Source organism: Pseudomonas abietaniphila (assembly GCF_039697315.1).
In the GTDB taxonomy this organism is placed as follows: Bacteria; Pseudomonadota; Gammaproteobacteria; order Pseudomonadales; family Pseudomonadaceae; genus Aquipseudomonas; species Aquipseudomonas abietaniphila_B.
In genome coordinates this window covers 1,129,092-1,154,222 of sequence record NZ_CP155619.1, presented here as the reverse complement: position 1 = coordinate 1,154,222, position 25,131 = coordinate 1,129,092, and the positions used below count along the sequence as shown (strand labels likewise).

Sequence of the window (25,131 nt, the reverse complement as noted above, 5' to 3'; positions counted from 1 at the left end):
GACCCACCGCATCGCTGCCCTCGTAACCTCGGACGTCTCCTACAGGTACTGCGTCGTTTCGATGATTTGCGGTCGATGTCTAATCTGTAGGAGCCGGCTTGCTGGCGAATGCGGGGTGTCATTCACCGTCGATGTACCTGACCCACCGCATCGCGGCCCTCGTAACCTCGGACGTCTCCTACAGGTACTGCGTCGTTTCAATGATTTGCAGTGGAGGTCGAACCTGTGGGAGCGAGCTTGCTCGCGAATGCGGTCCTTCATTCAACATCAATCTCACTGAATTACATTCGTCCGGAGGAAACGCGGGACACACTCACTGCCACACAAGATGTCAGCAAGCAGGTGGCTTGAGCTTCCGCCGAAACTGCCCCGGCGCCATGCCGTAGGTGTCTTTGAAGACTTTGCTGAACGCCGCCTGGGACTGGTAACCGACCTGCGCGGCGATGTCGCTGAGGCCGCTCTGCGAGCGGGTCAACAAACCATAGGCGCGTTGCATGCGCACTTGGGTGAGCAAAGTCCAGGGCGAGCTGCCGCTGAGTTTGCTGAACGCACGCATGAAAGTGGCGCGGGACATGCTCGCCAGCTCCGCCAATGCCTCGACCGTCCACTCATGGGCCGGGTCCTCGAGCATCGCCTGCCAGGCGCGACCCAAGCGTCTGTCGCTGAGCAGCGCAAGGCTGCCCTCGCTTTGCGGCGACTGTTGCAGGTGCGCGCGCAGCACGAGGGTGAATAAGGCCGAGGTCAGCGCGTTGACCATGAACTGCCCACCTGCCTGATTGCCATCGGCCTCGCTGCGCAGCAACGACACCAGCGACGGCAGGGGATCGCCGATGTTGAGCGATTGAGTGGAAATCAGCAGGTGATCAGGCAGTGCTGACAGCAGCATCGAGTCGGGCTGGTAGAGGAAGCGCCCGCAAAGCAGGTCCAGCTCCTGGCCGTTTCCGAAGCGTTGCAAAGTCAACAAGCCACCTTCCTCCCTCTGTGGACGGGAAGGCGACACCCGTTCGCCGCGACTGAGGAGCAAATGACTGACCCCGGTGGGCAGCACGAGGATATCCCCGGCGACCAGTTTCAACCGCCGACCGTCCGGCAGTTCGATCAGGCATTCTCCCGCCAGAACGATGTGATAAGGCGCGATGCCGCTGGCTTTCTGATCATGATCCAGCGCCCAGTCGCCCTGGAACTGGCAGCGCAGGTCAAGGCTTCCGCGTACGTCGGCTAGAGTGATGAGCGTGTCAATGGCGTTCATATGCGACTTTCAGACAAGAAAATGAGCCAAACGAGCAAGTTACAGGAACGCCCTTGGCGGACACTGTTTGTGTTCCCGGCGCAGTCTAGTCGCCGCTCTCAGGAGATACCATCATGTTCAGCAATTGGTCCGACCTCGTTTCCACCATCAAACAATCCTTCGGTTCGCTGTCCAAATCCAACCCGAAAATGGTCAAGGCCTATATGGCCCTTGGCGATGCCGCGGCGGAAAACAACGTGCTCGACGCGAAAACCCGCGAGCTGATTTCCCTGGCCGTGGCCATCACCACCCGCTGTGACGGCTGCATCGGCGCCCACTCCGAAGCCGCCATCGCCGCAGGCGCCACCCGTGAAGAAGTCGCCGCCGCACTGGCGACTGCGATCTCGCTTAACGCGGGTGCAGCGTACATCTACTCGATGCACGCGCTGGAAGCGTATGACGCGTTGAAGAAGTGAGTGACGTTGTGAGCGCGTGAGTCGGCCGGGTTTGCTGCCGTGCTCCGGCAGATCGCTGGCAAGCCAGGGGCCTGCGTCTTTGGCGGACGCGGATCGACAACCGGCCAAGTAATTCGCAGAAGCGGCCCGATGTGATGGGCCGCTTTTTGCTTCCTCAGTGCTGCGGCAGGGAGGGAACAGGAGCGGTCGCGCTGAAATCGACCGACGTACTCACGGCTTTCCAGCGTTCGCCAGTCGCTGCGCGGTCGGCTTCCACCGGGGCGAGGTACTGCAAGGCATCGCTGCCCAATAGCAGACGCAGCGGCGGCGTTTCATGTTCGGCGACCTTCAGCACCACCTGTGCCACACGGTCTGGATCACTGTTCTCATTACCCGCGATGTTGCGCAGAAGGTCGCGCATCTGTCCGACATTTGCTTGGTAGGGCGTCATGATGCTGACGTTTCCGCCACGGGCGCGCACCGCCCAGTGGGTGCGCATGCCGCCTGGCTCGAGGGTCGTGACCCGAATGCCCAGCGGCTTCACTTCCGCCGCGAGGACGTCTGAAAAACCACCCACGGCCCATTTCGCTGACTGGTAGGCGCTCATGCCCAACGTGGCCAGACGACCGCCGACCGACGAGATCTGAATGATGTGCCCGGAACCCTGCTCACGCATTACTGGCACGGCGGCGCGGCACAGGTTCACCACGCCGAAAAAGTTGGTCTCGAACTCCAGACGGAAGTCCGATGCCTCGATTTGTTCGAAGGGCAGCATGTGGCCGTACCCGGCATTGTTGACCAGTACATCCAGACGGCCGAAATGCTGAACCGCTGCCTGAACCGCAGCGGTTGCGGCATGAGCGTCCGTCACATCAAGCTCGAAGGGCAAGACCGTCGAAGGGTAACGGTCGACCAGATCATCGAGGCGCCGGATTTCCCGGGCAGCGGCGAGCAGACGGTCACCCGAAGCAAGCACGGCTTCTGCGATGTTGCGGCCCAGGCCGCTGGCGCTCCCGGTAATCAACCAGACTTTAGACATGGAAAATCTCCTGAAATAGAAATATGAGTAAGTAGTCACTCATTTAACGGGTAAATGAATCAGTCCGTTGCCATTGCATTCCAATACGCCTCGAAGCCGGCTTCGCAATAGCGCTCGGCTTGCTCGGGTTCGTTGCTCATGAAGTCCATCGTGGTGTCGGCCAGCGAGCGCATGATCGCAGCGGTAAAGGCGGGCGGATGATTGCGCAACGCGCCAGATGCCGCGCCTTCCTGCATATGTCGACTGATGTCGCTGAAGGCTTCGCTGCCCGCCGCCTTGCTGGCGTCGGTGACGCGGTCCGACATCATCAGCAGCGCCATGACCTTGCGTTGTTCCGGGTTCTCGACGCCCCAACTGACATAGGTGTGCCAGGCATGACGCAGACGTGTCTTCAGATCTTCATTGCGCGGATAGCCGGGGACCATGGCGTCGCGCAACTGCGCCTTCAACTCCAGATACAGCTGATTGAGCAGGTCGTCCTTGGTCTCGAAATAGTTGAAAAGCGTACCTTCTGCGACGCCTGCGCCCTTGGCGATCTTCGAGGTCGGCGCGCCCAGACCCTGCTCGGCGAAAATTCGCAGGGCGGAGTCGATCAGGGCGTTGCGCTTTTCTTCGCTTTTCGGGCGGGCCATAAGCTGTAATATTCAGTAATGAGTGAGTAGGTGCTCATTTATACGCGCGGGTCTGGTCATTCGCAAGGGCGAAACCGCTGGCTGGACGAGCGGTCATCGTGAAGCGCGTGCAGCTTTCATCTCTGGAAAGCGAATGCGTAGGCGATGCGAAAGGCCAGAGTCACGGCAGACGCACCGCTCCAACGGCTGTTCACCCCATTGACGAGCGGGTGTCGCCCGATTCCGCCGGGTAGAACTCGCCCTTGAGTACCAACGCCTGCAAGCGCTGCCTTACTTCTTCTTCGACATCCAGCACTTGGTCCGGGTCATCGATGTCGTCGACCACCAGCCAGACGCCGGCTACGTTCTGGTCGTGCGTGCCTTCGCTGAGCATGTCGTGAGTGAACGTGTCATTTGAGCGCCAGAGGCATAACTCATCTTCGTTATGGCCACTTTCGGCCAGCGCTTGCGCTGTCGTGAGCCAGACTTCCTTGTACGGCCGTAGGTCTGCTTCGGCGAGTTCTTCCAGTGTGATCACTGTTTTCATGTCGTGCGCTCCTTTCAGTGCTAAATGTGTGACGCACGATGAGCGAGGAGCGTTCCCGAGAACGTGCGCGGACGGACGAAATAGCCTTTGAACCGACGCGCGTCGAGGGTGGTCGATCAACCAGTGCCTAACGAGTCCTTTTCCTCGAGAGGTTCGCAAAAGGAAAGTGCCATGACCGAGTCAACGCTGTTCACGCGCAGACGATTGCTCACGCTGGCCGCCGGTGTGCCGGTTGCGCTGGCGTTCGATTCCGCAGCAGGTGAGGGCTCGCCGTCACCCGACACACGTTCTGACCCGCCGTCCGACCCGCAAGGAGAATCCGACATGCTGACCCGAAACATCCCGTCCAGTGGCGAGGCCCTGCCGATGATCGGTGTCGGCACCTATCGCGGTTTCGATGTCGAGCCTGGCAGCGACGCCTATAAATTCTTGCCTGAGGTGCTCAACGAGCTTTTTCGCGCAGGTGGGACGGTGATCGACAGCTCGCCCATGTATGGCCGCGCCGAGCAGACCACCGGCGAACTGCTGTCGATTCATCGGCCGCGTGCTCCGGCGTTTCTCGCCACCAAGGTCTGGACCCGAGGGCGTGAGGAGGGAATCGCGCAGATGGAGGATTCGTTTCGTCTGCTGCAAACCGACCGCATTGACCTGATGCAGATCCATAACCTGCTGGACTGGAAAACCCATCTGCCTACGCTCAGGGAGTGGAAGCAGCAGGGGCGTATCCGCTACATCGGCATCACCCATTACACCTCCTCGGCGTATGACGAGGTCGAAGCAGCACTCAAGGCCGAGTCTTTCGATTTTCTGCAAATCAACTATGCGCTGGATGACCGGGCGGTTGAATCGAGGCTGCTGCCGTTGTGTCGCGAGCGAGGTGTCGCGGTGATCTGCAATCGCCCGTTTGGCGGCGGTGGTTTGCTCGGGCGTCTGCGTGGCACCCCTTTGCCGGGCTGGGCCGGGGAAGTGCAAGCCAGAAGCTGGCCGCAATTGGCGCTGAAATTCCTGATTTCGCATCCCGCCGTCACCTGTGCGATTCCGGGGACGGGTAATCCGAAGTACATGAAGGAAAATGCCGGCGCAGCGATGGGACCGTTGTTGACCGATGCTCAGCGCCAGCAGTTGATTGCGTTGGTGGGTTGAGGGTAGTGCTCGGGTAGGGCTACCGACACCTGTGGGAGTGAGCTTGCTCACGAATACGGTGTGTCAGCAACATCGATGTCGACTGACCCTCAGCCTTCGTGAGCAAGCTCACTCCCACAGGTGTTCGGTGTGGCCTGACCTGCACGTGTTCCGTCAGCGTTTAACCGGCGCGGGCAGGGTCACCAGCTTCACGTACTCATCCCAGAACCTGGGTTGATCCACTGCGAACACTACCTTGGCCTTCTGTGTGCCGACCGGCGCGCCTTTTTTGTAACCCATCGAACGGCCGTAATCCGGGCCGAAATGGGCGTCGACATCCACCCACAGCTCCTTCGATTCAGTGACCAGTTCCGGGTGCACCAGGAACAGTGCAGGCAGGCTGTCCCAGGTGAAGCTGTGATGGTTCGGGTCCTTGTCGAACTCAGGCCCGAGCACCGCCTTGTACAGATCAGGAATCACGCCTTTCTGCGACACGATCCGCTTGTACACCGATGCGTCGAAGACGACCTTTTCGCAGACATCGTTGGGGAAGATTACGTGCTCAATCGGCGAGCGCAGTACGATTTTTGCCGCCTCCGGGTCGAACCACCAGTTGAATTCCGCGGCGGGTGTGGTGTTGCCAGGAATTTCGATGGCGCCGCCCATGTAGACGATGCGCTTGATCAACGGAACGATTTCCGGCGCGCTGCGGATGGCCAGTGCAAGGTTGGTCAGCGGGCCGACGGCGAGAATCGTCACCTCGTGCGGGTTTTTCTTCACGCTGTCGACGATGAACTGCACGGCGGATTCGCTGCGCAGTTGCGTGTGTGTCGCCAGGCCGTCGGGTGGTGCGATCAGGTGTGAGGCAGAGGTAGGACGCGGGTTTTTGAATGCCCCAGGCCAGCCTGCGCCAAACAGGGCTTTTTCCTGTTCATAAGAAGCGAAGTCGTGGAGCAGCGGATAGGCCGCGCCTGAGTAAACGCCGATCTCCTTTTCCACGCCCATGCGCTCGACGGCCTTGAGCGCGTCGACCTGCTCCTGATCGACCCAGGCGTTGCCGCTGACCAGCGTCATGCCGAGCAGGTCGATGCGTTTTTGCGCGTGCAGCTGCGCGAGCATGATGAAGGCCTGACCGTCATCGTTGAGCACGTTGAAATCGGTATCGAAGATGACCTTCTCTGCCGCGTGCAGCGAGGTCGCGGACAGGCCGAGGGTCAAGGCCAGGGCACAGCTTTTCAGAAACGCCTGCATGGTCGGATTCCATGGTTGTTGTTGGATGAACGTGATTCGCACTGTAGGAGCGTGGCTTGTGTCTGGGCCGCATCCGGACGATCGGCGGGGAACCCGTCGTAAAACCGGGGAATGCGGTTTTTCTGACCCACCGCATGCAATGATTTTACTGCCGGTTCCCGGCAGATCGCGGGACAAGCCACGCTCCTACAGGGTGTGTGTCGATTACCGGTTCACCAGCTTCGCCGGCAACGCCACGACCAGCAGGCTGCTGAGAATCAGGCAACCGGCGAAGAACCACAGCGCACCCGCGCTGCTGCCGGTGACGTCGATCGCGATGCCCATCATCGAGTTGCTGACGAGCCCTGCGATGTTGGCCAGCGAGCAGGCGAGGGCAAAGCCGGTGGCGGCAGCCCGGCCTTTGAGGAACGTCGCCGGAAGGCTGAAGAACACCGGCACCGCGCCGATGATCGCTGCCGAAGCGACGGCGAACAGCGCAACGGTCGCGATCACGTTATGGGTAAAGAACGGGCTGGCGGCCATGGCCACCGCACCGATCCAGAACGGCACGATGATGTGCCAGCGGCGCTCGCGGCGGCGGTCGGAGCTGGCGCCGATCATCAGCATGCCGATCAGCGCGGCAACGCTGGGCAACGCGGTCAGAATCCCGATGTGGAAGGTGTCGGTCACCCCGGCATTCTTGATGAAGGTCGGCATCCAGAAGCCCATGGCGTAGGCGCTGAGCAGGATCGAGAAGTCGATACCGCCGAGCATCCACACTTTCAGGTTGAAGAAACCGTCACGGAAACTGTGCTTGCTGTCTTTGCCTTCGGCATCGTCCAGGCGCAGCTCGCCTTCCAGCAGCGTCTGCTCCGAGGCGTTCAGCCATTTAGCGTCTTTCGGTGCGTTCGGCAGGGCCCAGAAGGTCAGGACGCCGAGCAGCACGCTGGGCACGCCCTCGATCAGGAACAGCCACTGCCAGCCACGCAGCCCCGCCGTCTGATCGAAATGCCCCATGATCCAGCCGGACAGCGGGCCGCCGATGACGCTCGACAGTGGCAGGCCGATCATGAACAGCGCAATGATGCGGCCGCGACGGTAGGTCGGAAACCAGGTGGTCAGGTAGAACAGCACGCCGGGCAGGAAGCCCGCTTCGGCGGCGCCCAGAAAGAAGCGCAGGATGTAGAACTGCATCGGCGTGCTGACGAACAGCGTGCAGGCAGAGAGGAGGCCCCAGGTGATCATGATCCGGGCGATCCAGATTTTCGCACCGACTTTTTCCAGCACCAGGTTGCTCGGCACTTCGAACAGGATGTAGCCCACGAAAAAAAGCCCTGCACCCAGGCCGAAGGCGGTTTCGCTGAAGTGCAATTGATCGAGCATCTGCAGCTTGGCAAAGCCAATGTTGATGCGGTCAAGGTACGCGGCCAGGTAGCAGAAACACAGGAACGGGATGAGCTTCCAGGTGATCTTGTGGTACAGCGCTTTGATCGGGTCCGCGACAACGCTCGCGGCGGTTTCTACATTTGCAGAGGGCATGGGTGTCTCCTGGCGGTTCTTCGACCGATGAGCGCAGTCGTGGCTGATCTTGCCTGCGTTTGCTGCGTGCTCATACGGCCTGTTGTGGTTTTTGTTTGCCGCACATCCAGTACTTTGGCAAGCACCGGACGGCGACTTCCAAAGGCAGTGTCAGAAGACTGGGCATCGTTTCGCCGGTCCATGGCATAACAGTGTCCAGTGAGTGCGCGTTCAACCTGCGCGACCAGTGCTCTCTGGCCTGGTTCTGACGGCGGAATGTCCGTTTCTGCCGGTGAAGCGTTTGTTGCAGGCTCCTGTCGGCTACCGATCTCCTGTGGGAGCGAATTCATTCGCGATGCGTTGGGTCAGGCGACGAAAGTGTGTCGAATGTACCGACGTCTCGCGAATGAATTCGCTCCCACAGGTTTCGTATCGGCCTGACAGGGAGTTGTCGTTTCAGGTCACTTCTTGAACTGGTTAATGGCCTCCTGCTTGCTCACCACGTCCCCGTATTTACTGTCGATGTCGAACAGGTTGGACTCGTGCGGATCGGGGTGACGGTCGCCGACGCATTCACGCACCACGATGGTCCGGAACCCGTGTTGCACGGCGTCTACCGCCGTCGCCCGAATACAGCCGCTCGTCGAGCAGCCGGCGAGCACCACGGTGTCGATGCCCATGGCGTGCAGCATCGAGGCGAGTGACGTGCCGAAGAACGAACTGGCGTATTGCTTGCTGATCACCACTTCTTCCGGCAGCGGCAGCACCTCTTCGCAGAACGCCGCCAGCGGATTGCCCTCGACCATGTCTTTCATCACCGGTGCTTTCTTTACCCACATTCCGCCGTCGGCAAAATGCCCTGGGTGATAGCGGATGTTGGTGTGTACCACCGGGACGCCGTGTTGCCGTGCGCTGGCGAGCAACTCGACGCTCTCGGCCACGGCGCTGACCACGCCCGGCGCAAACAGCGGCGCACCGGGTTGGGTGTAACCCTGCATGAAATCGATCATCAGCAAGGCCGGTTTCAGCCCGAAGCCAATGCGATTGCCCCAGACGCCCTGATAGTTGGCGTCGGCGCTTTGCTGTTCACTCATTCCGTTCTCCTTTGGACGCATCACTTCGAAAGGCCCTCGGTCTGCCGATACACGGAGAGACTTTGTAGGCGTGAGCTTGCATGCGATGCGTCAGACCAGACCCTGCAAGGGTGTCTGACAAATCCGAATCGCGAGCAAGCTCACTCTTACAGGGGCGCCTGCTTGGCGTTAATTCAATGTTGTGCCCAGAAAATCACCAAACGCCGCAAAGAACCCCGGCAGGTTGTCCCACGGAATCATGTGCCCGGCGTTTTCCACACGTGCGATCAGGATCGCGGGCTGCAAATGGCGAATTTCCGCTTCGTCTTCGGCTTGAATCACGCCGCCCCGGCCGGCCACGATCAGCAGGGCAGGGACGGGCAGTTTTGGCAGGTCCTGATGGAAATCCACCTCGTGGAAGTCATTGAACGCGCGCACGATGGCCGGCTCGTAGCAGGTATGCAGCCATTCGGCGCGCAATTGCAGCTGTTCCTGAGTCCAGGTCGGGCAGAAGACACGCATGTCTTCGGCGCTCATGCCGTTTTGAGACTGACGAATGGAATCCACGTACCACGGCAGTTTCGACGGGTACTCACGACGACCCGGTCCCGAGACGGGCGGATCGATCAACACCAGACTCTTCAGGCCGCGCGGGTTGCGCACCGAGGTCCGCGCTGCAAAACGCGCGCCCATGGAGTGGCCGACCAGGTGGTAGCTGGCAATTCCCATGGCGTCGGCAAACGCGCTGATGTCATCGGCGCAGGTGTCGACGCTGTAATCCAGGTCCGGGCCGGTGGAAGAGAGGCCACGCCCCCGGGCATCGATCACGTACGTATCGAAATATTGGCCCAGTCGCTCGGCCACGAACCCCCAGGTGATCGCCGGGCTGGTGATGCCCGGAATCAGGATCAGCGCCGGTTTATCTGCATGCCGTGTGCCGCCGTAGCGCAGGTAGTGCTGTCGGATGCCATTGGCGTGAACGTTGCCGCCCTGAATGAAGGTGCTCATGCGATGGCCCCCGATTTCAGTTCCTGACCATAAAGGTCGTAGCCATAGACCCACGCCGGGTCTTCCTGAGTGCGCAGCCAGGTGTTGGCGTTGGAAACGGCCTGAACGCGGGAGGCGCGCTCCTTGCGGTTGGCTTCATACAGCTCGAAGGCGGTGCGGTAATCAGTGAGCCCGGTTTCCTGCAGGCAACGTGTCAGCATCGCGGCGTCTTCGATGGCCATGCCGGCGCCTTGCGCCATGTGGGGTTTCATCGGGTGGCAGGCGTCGCCCAGCAGTACCAGTCGGCCACGGCTCCACAGCGGCAGCGGATTGCGGTTGAGCAGCGGCCACTTGGTCACGCTCTCGGTGGATTCGATCAGCGCCTGCACGGTCGGGTGATAGTCGGCGAACGCTTCGTACATTTCTGCCTGGCTGCTGTCGACGAAGTTGCCGTCGAAATCCCATGCCGGGTGGGGAACGCCGGTGACGTAGTAGTACTCATCGCGCTTGCCGGTGGTGTGGTAGACCATCATGTGACGGTCCTCGCTCCACCACTTCACACAGTTCTCGAAATTCAGGTTGTATTTGGTGAGCACGTCGCTGCGAATCAGCGCGCGGTGTGCAACCCAGCCGCTGTACAGCGGTTTTTCATGGCCGAGCAGCTCTTCGCGGATCTTCGAGTTGATCCCGTCGGCACCGATCACGATGTCCGCGTCGGCGTGGGTGCCGTCGGCGAAGTTCAGGCGAACACCGTTGTCGCGCTCTTCAAGGGTGGTCAGGCATTTGCTGAAGTGCACGCTGCCCGGGGCGAGGGTGGACATCTGCAAGGCGTGCAGGTCGCCGCGGTGGACGGTGATGTAGGCGGCGCCATATTCCTTGCGTGAGAACTCGCCCAGTGCGATGCGGGACAGGTAGTCGCCGGTCGCGCCGTCACGGCTGAACCAGAAATCCGGATGGGAGCCCATGTCACTGAGCCGCTGCTCGATGCCCATGCGACGGAAGATTTTCATGATGTTCGGACCCATGTGGATCCCCGCACCAATGCGTGAGAACTCCGGCGCCTGCTCGTAGACATCGACCTTGAAACCGGCTTGCTGCAACAGCGTGGCGGCGGCTGCCCCGCCCAGACCGGCTCCGACGATGGCGATGGTTTGCGAACTGGGCTTAGCGGGATGAGTTGGCATGGCGCGCTTCCTTCGTGTTTCGTGAATCTCGATGAGTGGTGTGGCGAACATCGTCGTCGCCGCATTGCGTTTTTAAAGTGTATACGCTCAATTTTTAAAAAGTGAACTGGTATTTCAAAAAATACCCTGCGACGTCGCAAACAGGCATGTCACCCTTCGTAACCCTTTAAATAAGCCATATGTGTGAGTAGGTAACGAAGTGGCTCGGCTATTGCAGACCGCGTTCAATTGATGTCTTATCGCGTTTAATTAGTGTGTACGCTTTAAAAAATGCACTAGTCTGATGCGGAATGCCTTTCAATGGTGCATTCGGCGCCATGTGATTGACCTGAGCCGAGTGCCGAGGAGACAAGAGATGCCGGTTAGCGATTGCGAATTGACCCAGATGTTCGAGCATGTCCTGAAACTGTCGAAGGTGGACACGACCCAGAGCGTTGCAGTGCTCAAGAGCCACTATTCCGATGCGCGCACCGTGCGCGCGGCCATGGACGCCGCCCAGCGTCTGGGCGCCAAGGTCTATGCGGTGGAATTGCCGTCGTTCAATCACCCCAAGGCCATGGGCAATGACATGACCGCCTACTGCGGTGACACCGCGCTGACCGGCAACATCGCTGCACAGCGGGCGCTGGAAGCGGCGGACCTGGTCGTCGACACCATGATGTTGCTGCACTCCCCGGAACAGGAGCAGATCCTCAAGACCGGCACGCGCATCCTGCTTGCGGTCGAGCCGCCGGAAGTGCTGGCGCGCATGCTGCCCACCCTGGCCGACAAAGAGCGGGTCCTGGCAGCTGAACAGGTGCTGAAATCGGCGCGTTCGATTCATGTGAAATCCCGCGCGGGCAGTGATTTCCGCGCGCAACTGGGTCAATACCCTTCGGTGACGGAGTACGGTTTCGCCGACGAGCCAGGTCGTTGGGACCATTGGCCCAGCGGGTTTCTGTTCTCCTGGCCGAACGAAGAAACGGCGGAAGGCACGCTGGTGATCGACATTGGCGACATCGTGCTGCCGTTCAAAAACTATTCCCGCGAACAGATCGTTCTGGAGATCGAAAAAGGCTTTATCACCGGGATCAAGGGCGGCTTCGAGGCGGAGTACCTGCGCGATTACATGAAGTATTTCAACGATCCCGAGGTGTACGGTATTTCCCACATTGGCTGGGGTTTGCAGCCCCGTGCGCAGTGGACCGCCATGGGCCTGCACGACAAGAACGACGGCATGTGCATGGACGCGCGGGCGTTCTATGGCAACTTCCTGTTCTCCACCGGCCCGAACACTGAAGTCGGCGGGACGCGCAAAACGCCGTGCCATCTGGACATTCCGCTAAGGCATTGCGACATCTACCTGGACGATCAGGCCGTGGTGCTGGGCGGCGATGTGGTGGCGCCCGAGGCGTCGAAGGCCTGAGGCGGGCCGTCCATGACAATGCAGGTTTCAAACCTGTGGGAGCGAATTCATTCACGATGCGGTAGTACGAGCGCCAGAGGTGTGTCGGCTGTCCCACTGTCTCGCTAATGAATTCGCTCCCACAGCGTGATCGGTGGGCTGACGATTCCCCTGTCAGCCCGCAACCGTTAATGTATCCACCACTTTCCAAGTCTCTTGTCGAACGAGCACTCCGTGTCCACTGACCCATCATCCAACAACCATCAGTCCTACACCTTCTCCGAGCAGGTCGGCCACTTGCTGCGCAAGGCGTATCAGCGACATCTAGCAATCTTTCAGCAGAACGTGGGTGATTCACAGCTCACGGCGGTGCAGTTCGTGACCCTGTGCGCATTGCGTGATCATGGGCCGAGTTCGCAGACCGAACTGGTCAAGGCCACAGCAGTGGATCAGGCGACGATTCGGGGCATCGTTGACCGGCTCAAAGCCCGTGACCTGATCAGCCTCGACCCAGACCCGGAGGATCGCCGCAAGGTGATCTGCAGCCTGACGGACAGCGGCCTCCAGTTGGTGCAGGAAACGGTGCCACGGGCGGCGCAGATATCCGAACTCACGCTGGCCCGGCTCAACCCGGCGGAACGTGTGGCGGTGCTGTTTCTGCTGCGCAAGTTGATCGACGAGCCTGAAGAGTAAAACAGCGTCGCATCTTCCCTGCAGGCCGGTGGAGGAACGCTTCTAATGGTCTGGCTTCTGCCGAGAGCAGCATGCCTACGCAAAACCTGTGGGAGCGAGCTTGCTCGCGAAGGCGTCCGGTCAGCCCCTGCGATGTCGTCTGGTCATCAGCATTCGCGAGCAAGCTCGCTCCCACAATAAAACCTGGCGTTCGCTTTATATGCGGCATTTGCCAGGTTCCACTGGTCTGGCATCCGCTTGAGAGGCAGCAGTCGCAAGCTCCACACTTCCCCCCAGATTGTTACCCACACAGCGCGAAAGCTTTCATTTGCCTGTGGGAGCGAGCTTGCTCGCGAATAGGTCGTGGCTGCTTCTGCACTGCTGAATGACACGGCGCCTTCGCGAGCAAGCTCGTTCCCACAGGTTCGTCTCCATTTCCATACAGCCAAACCCCTCGGTCCTACAGCCTTTTCTCCACTGGCACGCTTCCTGCTCTCCTTTTGTGAAGTGAATACTTCATCAAAAGCGCGAGGCGCTGAGTAACACAGGGGAGTGCGATATGAGCAAGCAGCCGGTGATGGCGCAAAAGACCGTGACGCTTAACGTCAACGGTCAGGCCGCGTCCGTCACAGCCATGCCAGACACGCCGCTGCTGCTGATCCTGCGCAACGACCTGGCCCTCAACGGCCCGAAGTACGGTTGCGGGTTGGGAGAGTGCGGCGCATGTACGGTGATCATCGACGGGGTGGCGGCACGTTCTTGCGTGTTCCCCCTGGCCGGTGCCGAAGGGCGCGAAATCACCACGCTGGAAGGCATCGGTTCGCGGGCGTGCCCACACCCGGTGCAGCAGGCCTTCATCGACGAGCAAGCCGCGCAGTGCGGCTATTGCATGAACGGCATGATCATGACCGCCAAAGCCTTACTCGACCGCAACCCGCACCCCACCGAATCGGAAATCCGCAACGAACTCTCGGCCAACCTCTGCCGTTGCGGCACCCATATCGAAATCCTCCGTGCGGTCATGCGTGCCGCTCGCCACCCGCTTTGAACGGAGCGAATCCCTTGAACCAGCCCATCACGCCTCCCACGACATTGCCCACACCAACCCGCGACCATCTGTTGGCCAAAAACGGCGTCCTGCTGATCGTCGATGACATCCTGCCGCCTTCAGGGCCGGTTGCCAAAGGCGGCACGCCCACTGTCAAGCCCAAGGAACTGGGGCTGTTCATCGCCATCGATCAGGACAACAGGGTCTACGCCTTCAACGGCCACGTGGACCTCGGCACCGGTATTCGCACCTCGCTGGCGCAGATCGTCGCGGAAGAGCTCGACCTGCGGATGGACCAGGTCACGATGGTCCTGGGTGACACCGAGCGCGCGCCGAATCAGGGCGCGACCATCGCCAGCGCGACCTTGCAGATCTCCGCAATCCCGTTGCGCAACGCTGCTGCCGAAGCGCGGCGATACCTGCTGCAACAGGCGGCGCAGCGCTTGGGAGTCAACCCGGACGCACTGGTGATCGAAGCCGGGGTGATCAGTGCTCAGGATGGTCGCAGCCTGCGCTTTGGCGAATTGCTGGTCGACCAGCACGTTGAGCTGCGGATCTCCGGCAACGCACCGCTCAAGCGTCTGGAGGATTACAAGCTGGTCGGAACGGTCGCAGCACGCGTCGACATTCCGGCCAAAGCCACCGGTGAATTGACCTACGTCCACGACATGCGCTTGCCCGACATGCTCCATGGCCGGGTGATACGTCCGCCCTACGCCGGTTACGACACGGGCGAGTTTGTCGGCACCAGCCTGTTGGAGGTCGATGAGTCGTCCATTGCGCACATTCCCGGCATCGTTCGCATCGTGGTGATCCGCGATTTCATCGGCGTGGTCGCGATGCGCGAAGAGCAGGCCGCCAAGGCCGCGCGCGAGCTGAAAGTCACCTGGAAGCCCTGGCAGCAGCAGTTGCCTGACATGAGCGACATCGAGCAGGCGATTCGCGATAACCCGAGCATTCAGCGGGTGGTGCTGGACAAGGGCAATGTCGATGAAGCCCTGGCCAACGCCAGCGAAAGGATGACGCGCACTTACCTCTGGCCCTACCAGATCCACGGCTCCATCGGACCGTCGTGCGGGCTGGCGGATTACCGCGACGACGGCATCCGGGTCTGGTCCGGCACGCAGAACCCGCACATGTTGCGCGCCGATCTGGCCTGGTTGCTGGAGTACCCCGAAGAAAAGATCGAGATCATCCGCATGGAGGCGGCCGGTTGCTATGGCCGCAACTGTGCCGATGACGTGTGCGCAGACGCGGTATTGCTGTCGCGGGCCGTCGGTCTTCCGGTCCGGGTGCAGCTGACCCGCGAACAGGAGCACGCGTGGGAACCCAAGGGCACGGCGCAGTTGATGGAAGTCGATGGCGGTCTGACTGCCGAGGGCGGCATCGCCGGTTATGACTTCACCACCCGCTATCCGTCCAACAACTCGCCGACGCTGGCGTTGCTGTTGACCGGGCGCGTCGAGCCGGTCGCGACCCTGTTCGAAATGGGCGACCGCACCTCGATTCCGCCGTACGACATCGAGCACATGCGCGTCACCATCAACGACATGGCGCCGATTGTCCGCGCGTCATGGATGCGCGGTGTATCGGCGCTCCCCAATACCTTCGCTCACGAATCCTACATCGATGAGTTGGCTTTCGCGGCGGGCGTCGATCCGGTGGAATACCGTTTGCGCTACTTGCATGACGATCGCGCTTCAGAACTGGTGCGCGCCACCGCCGAGCGTGCGAACTGGTCGCCGCGCACCCAGCCCATGCAGATCCCGGAAGAAGACGGCGTGCTTCGCGGTCGTGGCTTTGCCTACGCGCGGTACATCCACAGCAAGTTTCCCGGTTTTGGCGCGGCGTGGGCGGCATGGGTCGCGGATGTCGCGGTGGACAAGCACACCGGCGATGTCTCGGTCACGCGGGTGGTGATCGGACACGATGCCGGGATGATGGTGAATCCGGCGGGCGTGCAGCACCAGATTCATGGCAACGTCATTCAGTCCACCAGCCGCGTGCTAAAAGAGCGCGTGACGTTCGAAGAGTCCACGGTCGCGAGTAAGGAGTGGGGCGGTTATCCGATCCTGACGTTTCCGGAGGTGCCCAAGGTCGACGTGATGATGATGCCGCGTCAGGCCGAACCGCCGATGGGCGCGGGCGAGTCGGCGTCGGTGCCCAGCGCGGCGGCGATCGCCAATGCGGTCTACGACGCCACAGGTATTCGCTTTCGTGAGCTGCCCATCACCCCCGAGCGCATCCTGGCTGCGCTGAAAAATGCAGGCGATGAAGCGAACAGCAACCCACCGCAATCGCCCAAAGCCAAGCGCTCGAAATGGTTGTTCGGGTCGTTGTTCGCAGCCTTCGGCGCGGTGTTAGGCATGGCCGCGACCGCCTTGCCGTGGCGGGCCGAAATCGCCCCGATTGCGACGCCGAGCGCGGGCACCTGGTCCGCCGCTACGCTGGAGCGCGGACGTTTGCTGGCGTCAGCGGGCGATTGCGCAGTTTGTCACACCGCACCGGGCGGAGCCGTCAATGCCGGTGGTCTGGCGATGCAAACCCCGTTTGGCACCCTGTACAGCAGCAACATCACGCCAGATCCTGAGACGGGCATCGGCAACTGGTCCTACCCGGCCTTCGAGCGGGCGATGCGTGACGGCATCAGTCGCGACGGCAAGCATCTTTATCCGGCGTTTCCCTACACCGCCTTCAGAAATATCGACGATGCCGACCTGCAGGCGCTGTATGCCTACTTGATGTCGCAAGCGCCGGTGAAACAGGTTCAGCCGGCCAACAGCATGCAGTTCCCGTTCAACATGCGCCCGTTGATGGCGGGCTGGAACGCGCTGTTTCTGCGCAAGGGCGAGGTGCAGGCGCAACCGCAGCAAAGCGCGCAATGGAACCGCGGACAGTACCTGGTTAACGGCCTGGGTCACTGCGCCGCGTGCCACTCGCCGCGCAACCTGATGGGGGCGGAGAAGGGCGGTGCGTCATTCCTGGCGGGCGGCATGGTCGACGGCTGGGAGGCACCTGCCCTGAACAGCCTGTCGAAAGCACCGACGCCGTGGACCGAGGACCAGTTGTTCAATTACCTGAGCACGGGCTATTCCGATGCCCATGGCGTGGCGGCCGGACCGATGGGGCCGGTGGTGTCGGAACTCGCGAAATTGCCGACATCGGATGTCCGGGCGATGGCGGTGTATCTCGCGTCGTTGAATGACTCGGCCGAAGCGGCGCCGACCGTTACCGAAGTCATCCCAGCCACGAAGCCTGCAGCAGGAGTGTCAGCGCAATCGCTGAGTAATGGCCAGCGGGTGTTCGAAGGGTCTTGCCAAGGCTGTCATGCCGACGGTCTGGGGCCGAAGCTGTTTGGGGTCAGTCCTTCGCTGGCGACCAACACCAACGTTCACAGCGCGCTGCCGGATAACCTGATCAAGGTGATACAACAGGGGATTTCCAATCCGGCGACGCCGGATCTGGGCTACATGCCGGCGTTCAAGGACAGCCTGTCGGATACCCAAATCAGCGACCTCGCCGCCTACCTGCGCAGCCGCTTCGCCCCGAATGAGCCGCAGTGGACGGGGTTGTCGGAGAAAGTGGCGTATCTCAAGGCCAATCCCGGCACCCACTGACACCGCCTGGCCCTGGATGACACCCCATACCCCTGTGGGAGCTGCCGGAGGTTACGACGGTTGATCGTTCCCGCGCTCCGCGTGGGAATGCATCTGTTGACGCTCCGCGTCATTTGTCTGGACGCGGAGCGTGGGAACTATCAGAAAATGAACGCCGGCCAGTCCTGCAGCATCCGGGCGGCACTGAGCGTGGGAGCCATCAGGAATCGCCTGACTTTGAATGACACCCCAAAACCCTGTGGGAGCTGCCGGAGGTTACGACGGTGGCGAAAGCGATTTGCCTGACACACCGCATTCGCCACCGTCGTAACCTCCGGCAGCTCCCACAGGGGTGCAGTGCATTGCGTTGATCATGCCTGCACGGGGTGGATGTTAATTGTCTCGTTCGGCAACACCCTGACGCCACGCACCACCAGGTCCTGGATGAACGCCAGCCAGTCCTGCCGCATCAGGGGCGGGGATACCACGCTGCGCGTGGGACTATCAGAAAAGCCAATCCCGGCACTTACTGACAGTGTCTGGCCTTGAATGACACCCCATAACCCTGTGGGAGCTGCCGGAGGTTACGACGGTGGCGAAAGCGTTTTGTCTGACACACCGCATTCGCCACCGTCGTAACCTCCGGCAGCTCCTACACGAATGCAGTGCATTGCGTTGATCATGCCTGAACGGGGTGGATGTTAATTGTCTCGTTCGGCAACACCCTCACCCCGCGCACTACCAAGTCCTGGATGAACGTAAGCCAGTCCTGCCGCTGCCCCTGAGCGCCCAGGTCCTGGCCCAGAAACGAGGTCAGGGTGTGCAGGTTGGAGTTATAGAAGTAGCAGAGCGAGGCGATCATCAGGTAGACGTGCTTGAGGTCCACATCGCGGCGGAACAGGCCTTGTTGCTGACCTGCTTCGATGATGGGTTTAAGCACGCCCACGGCCTCGCCCGACAAGCGCCGCAACTCCCCGGACTGTTTGGCGTGCTTGCCCTTGTGCAGGTTTTCAATGCTGAGGATCGCCACGAATTCCGGGTGAGTCACGTAGTAGTCCCACACGAACGCCACCAGTTCACGCAGCGTTTCGACAGGCGTCGACGGGTCCAGCTTCAGTGTGCTTTCGGCCTGATTAAACCGCTCGTACGTATGTTCGAGCACTTTGACGAACAGTTTTTCCTTGCTGCCGAAGTAGTAATAGATCATCCGGTCGTTGGATTCGGCCTCGGCGGAAATCTTCTCGATGCGCCCACCCGAATAGCCGTCGCGGGTGAAGACCGTGATGGCGGCCTTGAGGATGCGGGCGCGCGTCTGGTCGGCCTGTTGCGCGCGGACGCCGGTGTTCTTGCTCATGGTCGTCAGAGGATCCGGTAAAGCAGACGTTCGACACGCACCCGGCTGACCCGGCGTAAAAACGTCCGTACGCCCATCGGGTATTCGCTCAAGGTGTCCAGTTCATCGAATTTGCCGACGCGGTGGGTGTTGCGCATCAACAACTCGATTTCCTCGGCGCGGGGTTTGAGCCACTCGCCTTTCGGGTCGTCGATCAGCACCGCGTTTTCCAGGTCGAGCTGGAAGGCCCGAGGATTGAGGTTGTTGCCGGTCAGCAGCGTGTAGCGCTCGTCGGCCCACAGCCCCTTCAGGTGGTAAGTGTTGTCGCCGTCTTTCCACAGGTGGATGTTCAGACGATGCTTGGCAACCGCGGTTTGATGCTTCTGCATGAAGCGCCGCAGGCTGATTTCATACAGATAGGGCAACGCCGAGATGACCTTGAACGGTTCCTCTGGCGGGATGAAGAAGTCGTTGGCGGTCTTGTCGCCAATGATGATGTCGATCTTCACGCCCCGCTTGAGCGCGCGGTTGATCTCGCGTTTCACCGAGAGCGGCATGTTGAAATACGGCGTGCACAGCGTCAGTTGCTGTTTGGTCGCGGCGATCAAGTCGCACAGCACCTTGCTCAGCGGGTTCTTGTTACCGATGCCGAGCAGTGGAATGAGGCGAAACTCGCCGTTCTCACGGACGCCTTCATTGATGTCGTAGCTGGCGCGTTTGAGGCGCTGACGGAACTGGCGAATTTCCCCGCGAATGCTGCGAGACGCTGGCGGCGAGGGCAGGTCGAGGCGATGCACGGCATCGGACGGCAGAATTTCCTGCGTCACCAGCCGCTGAAAAGAGTCGGCCAAGGCCTTGTTTTCCAGCAGTTGGTAGCGGTCGAGACGGTACTTGTTCAGCTTGTGCAGGTAGACGTTGTTGATGCTGGCGCCGGTGTAGATGACGCAATCGTCGATGATGCTGCCCTTGAGGTGCAGCACGCCGAACAGCTCGCGGGTCTGCACCGGCACGCCGTAGATCGGCACTTCCTGATCGTGCTCCAGGTTCTGCGCCTGATACCACGCCGAGTTCCCGGCCTGTTTGCCGGCACCGATCAGCCCGCGCTGGGCACGGAACCAGTCGACCAGCACCACGATGTCGAGGGTTGGCCTCGCGGCTTTGGCGGCATACAGAGCATCAAGAATTTCCTGACCGGCTTCGTCCTGCTGCAGGTACAACGCGACGATATAGATGCGCTGAGTGGCCGACGCAATCTTCTCGAGCAGGGTCCGGCGATAGTCGGCGGCGCTGGGCAGAATGGTGATGGCCGCGCTGGACGATTCGAAGCCGCGCAGCGCTGCAAGGGTAGAACGTCGGAAGGAAGCCCGCATAAGCCTCTCGATGAGTCGAAATCAACAGCGCACGAGCTTACACCAGAGTGCGCCCTCTGGTGGTTTTGGCAGCAGCATCGTTGACTTGTTCAGCGAAATTTCAGCAAGCGGGGCAGGTCAGTTCGACAGGTTCCTCATCTGTAGGCGCGCGCTTGCCCGCGATTGCGTCGGGTCAGTCGATGACCATTCAACCGACCCGACGCAATCGCGGGCAAGCGCGCTCCTACAAAAGCGGTTTCACGTCATGATCAGAAATCGATGGTCCCCGAGAACTTCACCAGACGCGGATCGCCCTGGGTCAGGTAACCGCCGTTGGCCGACGCCCAGTAATCCTTATTGGCGATGTTCTCGACGTTAACGCGCAAGGTCACGTCCTTTTCCGCCACCTTGAAGCCGTAACGCGCGCCGGCGTCGAAGCGGTTCCAGCTTGGCAGGCTGAGGTTGTTGGCCTGATCGGCGTACTGACCGCCCGTGCGCAGGAAGCGGGTGTTCAAGGAAACGCCCTGCAACCCCGGCACATCCCAGTCGACACTGGCGTTCATCAGGAAAGTCGGTACGCCAATGGCGTGGTTGCCATCGGTTGTCCCGCCCGCCGTGTCTTCCAGTTTCGATTCCAGGCGTGTGGCGCCTGCCAACAGGCGCAAGCCTTCAAGCGGTTCGCCATAGACGCTGAATTCCACGCCACGGTTGATCTGTTTGCCGTCGCGCACGAACAGATTGCTCGCCGCATCCGTGAAGCCGTCGGTAGGTTTCTCGATGCGGAAGGCGGCCAGGTTGGCGCCAAAGGAACCCATGTCCAGCTTGATCCCCGCTTCCAGCTGCTTGGTGCGGCCTGGCGGGAAGGATTGACCGGCGTTGAGCACCGTGCCGCTGGCGGTCGGGCCTTGTGCGAGGCCCTCGATGCGGTTGGCGTACAGCGAGACCGTGTCGATCGGCTTGTAGACGATGCCGTATACCGGCGTGGTGATCGAATCGTTATACAACGCACTTCGGCTGCCATCGTTGTTGCCGTAAGGTACGCCACCGGAGGTGGTGCCTTCATAGGTGTAGTTTTCGACGCGAAGCTGCTGACGGCGCACGCCATAGGTCAGCAATAGCGTGTCGTCGAACAAACCCACGGTATCGGACAGCGCAAGGCTTCGGTTACGGGTTTTGCCGGTGACGCCAGGATCGCCCAGATCACCACCGGTCAGTGACACATCGGTCGGTCTGGAGAGGCTTGGCGTGTTGTAGATATTGGTGGCCCTCGCGCGGAAGAACTCGTAGGCGTTCTCTTGCTGAGTCCAGATACTCGACGCGCCGAGGCTGATCTGATGGCTGATCGGGCCGGTCTGAAGCTTGCCGTTCAAACCGGCCATGACCGTGGCGTTGTCTTCGTTGTGCGGGATGATCGATCCGCCGATGGTCCCCGCGCCCGTGGCGGCGTTGGTCAGTGTCGGCGTCCCGTACAGGCCGGTTTCCCGCGTGTGCTTGCCGCCGCCAGCCAGATACGCGGTCCAGCTGTCATTGAGATCCCATTCGCCGCGCATCATGCCGAAGGTGTCTTCGGTTTCGGTATAGGTCCAGTCCTGGCCGTAGTTGTGATCGGCACTCGGCGCATGGGGAATGCGTGTCAGCCCGGCCCCCAGTTGCACCGAGTTGCGCAGGTGATTGACGCGCTCTTTCTGGTAACCGAAGTCGGTGGACAGACGGAAGTCGTCGCCCCGGTAATCCAGGCCGGCAACGAACAGTTTGCTGCGCTGATCCTGATCATGGACAGCCGTTTCACCCTCGCGTTGGCTCAGGTTGACCCGAGCGCCGAAACGGTTGTCTTCGCCGAAGCGCTGGCCCAGGTCCAGGTGTTCGCCGATGCGACCGTCAGTGCTGATGTCCTGAGTGTAGCGGCGGGTCGGACTGTCTTGGGCGCGCTTGGGTTGAAGGTTCACGGTGCCGCCTAGGCCGCTGCCGGTGGGGCTGGCGCCGTTGATGAATGCGTTCGGGCCTTTGAAGACCTCAACGCGCTCGACGGCATCGACTGAAAGAATTTGCCGGGGCAGGACGCCATACAGGCCGTTATACGAGATATCGTCGCCATTGAGGGGCAAGCCACGGATCACGAACGCCTGCGCCTGGTTGCCAAACCCGGCCGACTGACGGACCGACGGATCATTAAGCAACACATCGCCCACGTTTTCAGCCTGCTGGTCCTCAATGATTTTCGAGGTGTAGCTGGTCATCGTGAACGGCACGCTCATGTTGTCCTGATTACCTAAGACGCCCATTTGCCCGCCTCGCGCGACCTGACCACCCGCGAACTCTTCCGGCAGAGCGCCGGGAGTCTGCTGAATGGCTTGAGCATCGACGGCTGTTGCGCCCAGTTCGATGGTTTGATCAGCGGCGTAGGCGCTGGCACTGACCGAGCAGCACAGCGCGAGCAACGTCGGGCGGGAGGGGAGGCGTAGGGCCATCGGGAAGCTTCCTGTAGATGTCTAGTCTGCGAAAAAGCCTCCCTGGCGATGCGAATGTTTCTTCGGCGCAGATGCTAGCAGGAAGTGATTGCGAATTGTTATCACCTGAAGGGTGTTTTTTTACATTTTTTTCACATCGGTTCCTGAGCGTTTAAACCTTTAACACCAGCTTCCCGTTGTTCTCACCCTTGAACAGCATCTGCAGGGTTTCGGGGAATGTCTCAAGCCCTTCGACAACGTGCTCTTTGCTCTTGAGTTTGCCCTGCGCCAGCCACCCGGCCATCTCCATGCCTGCTTTCTGGAAGTTGGCGGCATGGTCCATGACCACGAAACCTTCCATGCGGGCGCGGTTGACCAGCAGCGACAGGTAGTTGGCCGGGCCTTTGACGGCTTCCTTGTTGTTGTACTGACTGATCGCGCCGCAGATCACCACCCGCGCTTTCAAGGCGAGTCGGGTCAGCACGGCGTCGAGGATGTCGCCGCCGACGTTGTCGAAATAAACGTCGATCCCTTTCGGGCATTCGCGTTTCAGCGCGACATTGATGTCTTCGCTCTTGTAGTCGATCGCCCCGTCAAAACCGAACTCGTCGATGAGCGTTTTGCATTTTTCCTGGCCACCCGCGATACCGATCACACGGCAGCCTTTGATCTTCGCGATCTGCCCGGCGACGCTGCCCACTGCGCCAGCGGCACCCGAGATGACCACGGTCTCGCCTTCTTTCGGCTGACCCACTTCCAGCAGGGCGAAATACGCCGACATGCCGGTCATGCCCAGCGCCGCCAGGTACACCGGCAGTGGCAACAATTTAGGGTCGACTTTATGGAAGCCCTTGGGCTCGCCCACGAAATAGTCCTGCACGCCCAGAACGCCTTGCACGTAATCGCCCACCGCGAATGCCGGGCTCTGCGATTCAACGACCTTGCCCACACCCAGCGCTCGCATTACCGAGCCCAGTTCGACCGGCGCAATGTACGACTTGCCCTCGTTCATCCAGCCGCGCATGGCCGGGTCCAGAGACAGGTATTCGCATTTCACCACGATCTGCCCCGCTGCGGGTTCGGTAACGGGCACGGTCTGAAAGGTGAAGTCATCACGGCTGGCAGGGCCCACCGGGCGGCGGGCGAGAAGGAATTGGCGGTTGTTCAGCGCAGTCATGGCAGGGTCCTGAATGAAAGAGAAAGGCCAGTGATAGACCGGGAATCGATGATGGGCAAGCAAAGAGCGCAAGGCGAATGCGCGACGATCCATGCCGATGATGCCCACCATCACCCGTGCTCATGATCACGTAACCGGGGCTTTGATAGTGCTGACCGGATGCCCGATCCCATGACTAAACTCCCTCGCAACGGGCTGCACGCCTTCCTCATAAAAACCACAACACAGGACGATTCCATGAGCATGACGTTTTCCGGGCAGGTTGCCTTGGTCACTGGCGCCGCCGCCGGCATTGGTCGGGCGACCGCATTGGCATTTGCCGAACAGGGCCTGAAAGTGGTTGCCGTCGACCTGGATGCCGATGGCGGAGAGGGGACGGCTGAGCTGATTCGTCAAGCCGGTGGCGAAGCCGTGTTCCTGCGCTGCGACGTGACCCGGGAAGCGGAGGTGCAGCAGATGATGATCAAGGCCATGGAAGCGTTCGGTCGCGTGGACTACGCGTTCAACAACGCCGGCATCGAGATCGAAAAAGGCCGTCTGGCCGAAGGCAGCGAAGCCGAGTTCGACGCGATCATGGGCGTCAACGTCAAAGGTGTGTGGCTGTGCATGAAGTACCTGTTGCCGGTCATGCTGGCGCAGGGCGGCGGCGCAATCGTCAACACCGCGTCCGTCGCCGGACTGGGGGCCGCGCCGAAGATGAGCATCTACGCCGCGTCCAAACACGCCGTGATCGGGCTGACCAAATCGGCAGCCATCGAATACGCCAAGAAGCAGATCCGGGTCAACGCCGTGTGCCCTGCAGTGATCGACACCGACATGTTCCGCCGCGCCCACGAAGCCGACCCCCGCAAAGCCGAATTTGCCGCCACCATGCACCCCGTCGGCCGGATCGGCAAAGTCGAAGAAATCGCCGCCGCCGTGTTGTACCTGTGCAGCGACGGCGCAGCCTTTACCACCGGTCATTCGCTGGCGGTGGATGGCGGCGTCACGGCTTTTTAATTCCACAGATCAGACATGGGTTGCCCGCAGGCGGCTTGCTGCGGGCGGCGTTTCGACGAATGCGTTATGTCAGTGAGATTGATGTTGAATGAATGACCGCATTCGTCAGCAAGCTAACTCCCACAGTATCCA

At 60.8% G+C, this 25,131-nt stretch carries 20 protein-coding genes; 7 read left to right on the top strand and 13 right to left on the bottom strand.

Annotated elements, in window-relative coordinates:
• Window positions 1–331 precede the first annotated feature (331 nt).
• The gene (locus tag ABDX87_RS05080) at window positions 332–1,249 is read right to left on the bottom strand and encodes an AraC family transcriptional regulator (protein ID WP_346831900.1); all 918 of its coding nucleotides are present in this window, start codon (window positions 1,247–1,249) and stop codon (window positions 332–334) included.
• Window positions 1,250–1,362: 113 nt separating this feature from the next.
• On the opposite strand from ABDX87_RS05080, the gene ABDX87_RS05075 reads away from it, so the two are divergent.
• The gene (locus ABDX87_RS05075; RefSeq protein ID WP_074755236.1) at window positions 1,363–1,704 is read left to right on the top strand and encodes a carboxymuconolactone decarboxylase family protein; all 342 of its coding nucleotides are present in this window, start codon (window positions 1,363–1,365) and stop codon (window positions 1,702–1,704) included.
• Window positions 1,705–1,858: 154 nt separating this feature from the next.
• Here ABDX87_RS05075 and ABDX87_RS05070 read toward each other — a convergent pair whose 3' ends face one another.
• The 3 genes from ABDX87_RS05070 to ABDX87_RS05060 all read right to left on the bottom strand — a co-directional run bounded on the left by ABDX87_RS05070 (window position 1,859) and on the right by ABDX87_RS05060 (window position 3,880).
• The gene (locus tag ABDX87_RS05070) at window positions 1,859–2,722 is read right to left on the bottom strand and encodes an SDR family NAD(P)-dependent oxidoreductase (RefSeq protein ID WP_346831899.1); all 864 of its coding nucleotides are present in this window, start codon (window positions 2,720–2,722) and stop codon (window positions 1,859–1,861) included.
• Between the two features lie 59 nt (window positions 2,723–2,781).
• Window positions 2,782–3,354, bottom strand: a complete 573-nt coding sequence (locus ABDX87_RS05065; protein WP_346831898.1) for a TetR/AcrR family transcriptional regulator — start codon at window positions 3,352–3,354, stop codon at window positions 2,782–2,784.
• 190 nt (window positions 3,355–3,544) lie between these two features.
• Window positions 3,545–3,880, bottom strand: a complete 336-nt coding sequence (locus ABDX87_RS05060; RefSeq protein ID WP_346831897.1) for a hypothetical protein — start codon at window positions 3,878–3,880, stop codon at window positions 3,545–3,547.
• A gap of 171 nt (window positions 3,881–4,051) precedes the next feature.
• Here ABDX87_RS05060 and ABDX87_RS05055 point away from each other — a divergent pair, with 171 nt between their 5' ends.
• On the top strand, window positions 4,052–5,023 hold the full coding sequence (locus ABDX87_RS05055) for an aldo/keto reductase (protein ID WP_346831896.1): 972 nt from the start codon (window positions 4,052–4,054) through the stop codon (window positions 5,021–5,023).
• Between the two features lie 153 nt (window positions 5,024–5,176).
• Here the strand turns inward: ABDX87_RS05055 and ABDX87_RS05050 are convergent, their stop codons facing one another.
• From ABDX87_RS05050 to ABDX87_RS05030, 5 genes are all read right to left on the bottom strand, one after another.
• Window positions 5,177–6,253, bottom strand: a complete 1,077-nt coding sequence (locus ABDX87_RS05050) for a nucleoside hydrolase (protein ID WP_346831895.1) — start codon at window positions 6,251–6,253, stop codon at window positions 5,177–5,179.
• Window positions 6,254–6,457: 204 nt separating this feature from the next.
• The gene (locus ABDX87_RS05045; RefSeq protein ID WP_346831894.1) at window positions 6,458–7,771 is read right to left on the bottom strand and encodes an MFS transporter; all 1,314 of its coding nucleotides are present in this window, start codon (window positions 7,769–7,771) and stop codon (window positions 6,458–6,460) included.
• Window positions 7,772–8,211: 440 nt separating this feature from the next.
• Window positions 8,212–8,844 carry an N-carbamoylsarcosine amidohydrolase gene (locus ABDX87_RS05040; protein ID WP_346831893.1) on the bottom strand — a complete coding sequence of 211 codons (633 nt, stop codon included), beginning with the start codon at window positions 8,842–8,844 and terminating at the stop codon, window positions 8,212–8,214.
• A 168-nt stretch (window positions 8,845–9,012) separates the two neighbouring features.
• On the bottom strand, window positions 9,013–9,831 hold the full coding sequence (locus tag ABDX87_RS05035; protein ID WP_346831892.1) for an alpha/beta fold hydrolase: 819 nt from the start codon (window positions 9,829–9,831) through the stop codon (window positions 9,013–9,015).
• Window positions 9,828–10,994 carry an FAD-dependent monooxygenase gene (locus tag ABDX87_RS05030; protein ID WP_346831891.1) on the bottom strand — a complete coding sequence of 389 codons (1,167 nt, stop codon included), beginning with the start codon at window positions 10,992–10,994 and terminating at the stop codon, window positions 9,828–9,830. Before ABDX87_RS05030 ends, ABDX87_RS05035 begins: the two co-directional genes overlap by 4 nt.
• 355 nt (window positions 10,995–11,349) lie before the next feature.
• On the opposite strand from ABDX87_RS05030, the gene ABDX87_RS05025 reads away from it, so the two are divergent.
• The 4 genes from ABDX87_RS05025 to ABDX87_RS05010 all read left to right on the top strand — a co-directional run bounded on the left by ABDX87_RS05025 (window position 11,350) and on the right by ABDX87_RS05010 (window position 17,715).
• Window positions 11,350–12,399: a 2,5-dihydroxypyridine 5,6-dioxygenase gene (locus ABDX87_RS05025; protein WP_346831890.1), complete on the top strand. Its 1,050-nt coding sequence runs from the start codon at window positions 11,350–11,352 to the stop codon at window positions 12,397–12,399.
• Window positions 12,400–12,612: 213 nt separating this feature from the next.
• On the top strand, window positions 12,613–13,071 hold the full coding sequence (locus ABDX87_RS05020; protein WP_346831889.1) for a MarR family winged helix-turn-helix transcriptional regulator: 459 nt from the start codon (window positions 12,613–12,615) through the stop codon (window positions 13,069–13,071).
• A 538-nt stretch (window positions 13,072–13,609) separates the two neighbouring features.
• The gene (locus ABDX87_RS05015) at window positions 13,610–14,098 is read left to right on the top strand and encodes a (2Fe-2S)-binding protein (protein ID WP_346831888.1); all 489 of its coding nucleotides are present in this window, start codon (window positions 13,610–13,612) and stop codon (window positions 14,096–14,098) included.
• A 14-nt stretch (window positions 14,099–14,112) separates the two neighbouring features.
• Complete coding sequence (locus ABDX87_RS05010) at window positions 14,113–17,715, top strand: molybdopterin cofactor-binding domain-containing protein (protein WP_346831887.1); 3,603 nt, start codon at window positions 14,113–14,115, stop codon at window positions 17,713–17,715.
• A gap of 658 nt (window positions 17,716–18,373) precedes the next feature.
• Here ABDX87_RS05010 and ABDX87_RS05005 read toward each other — a convergent pair.
• The 4 genes from ABDX87_RS05005 to ABDX87_RS04990 all read right to left on the bottom strand — a co-directional run bounded on the left by ABDX87_RS05005 (window position 18,374) and on the right by ABDX87_RS04990 (window position 24,000).
• On the bottom strand, window positions 18,374–19,048 hold the full coding sequence (locus ABDX87_RS05005; protein WP_346831886.1) for a TetR family transcriptional regulator: 675 nt from the start codon (window positions 19,046–19,048) through the stop codon (window positions 18,374–18,376).
• Between the two features lie 5 nt (window positions 19,049–19,053).
• Window positions 19,054–20,397, bottom strand: coding sequence for a CDP-diacylglycerol--serine O-phosphatidyltransferase (gene pssA / locus ABDX87_RS05000; RefSeq protein ID WP_346831885.1), 1,344 nt, complete (start codon window positions 20,395–20,397; stop codon window positions 19,054–19,056).
• Between the two features lie 248 nt (window positions 20,398–20,645).
• Window positions 20,646–22,844 (bottom strand): TonB-dependent receptor, encoded by a 2,199-nt coding sequence (locus tag ABDX87_RS04995; protein ID WP_346831884.1) that lies wholly within the window; start codon window positions 22,842–22,844, stop codon window positions 20,646–20,648.
• Between the two features lie 151 nt (window positions 22,845–22,995).
• Window positions 22,996–24,000 carry an NADP-dependent oxidoreductase gene (locus ABDX87_RS04990; protein ID WP_346833704.1) on the bottom strand — a complete coding sequence of 335 codons (1,005 nt, stop codon included), beginning with the start codon at window positions 23,998–24,000 and terminating at the stop codon, window positions 22,996–22,998.
• 237 nt (window positions 24,001–24,237) lie between these two features.
• Here ABDX87_RS04990 and ABDX87_RS04985 point away from each other — a divergent pair, with 237 nt between their 5' ends.
• A complete protein-coding gene (locus ABDX87_RS04985; RefSeq protein WP_346831883.1) occupies window positions 24,238–24,999 on the top strand; it encodes an SDR family oxidoreductase in 762 nt (253 codons plus the stop codon).
• Window positions 25,000–25,131: the final 132 nt, after the last annotated feature.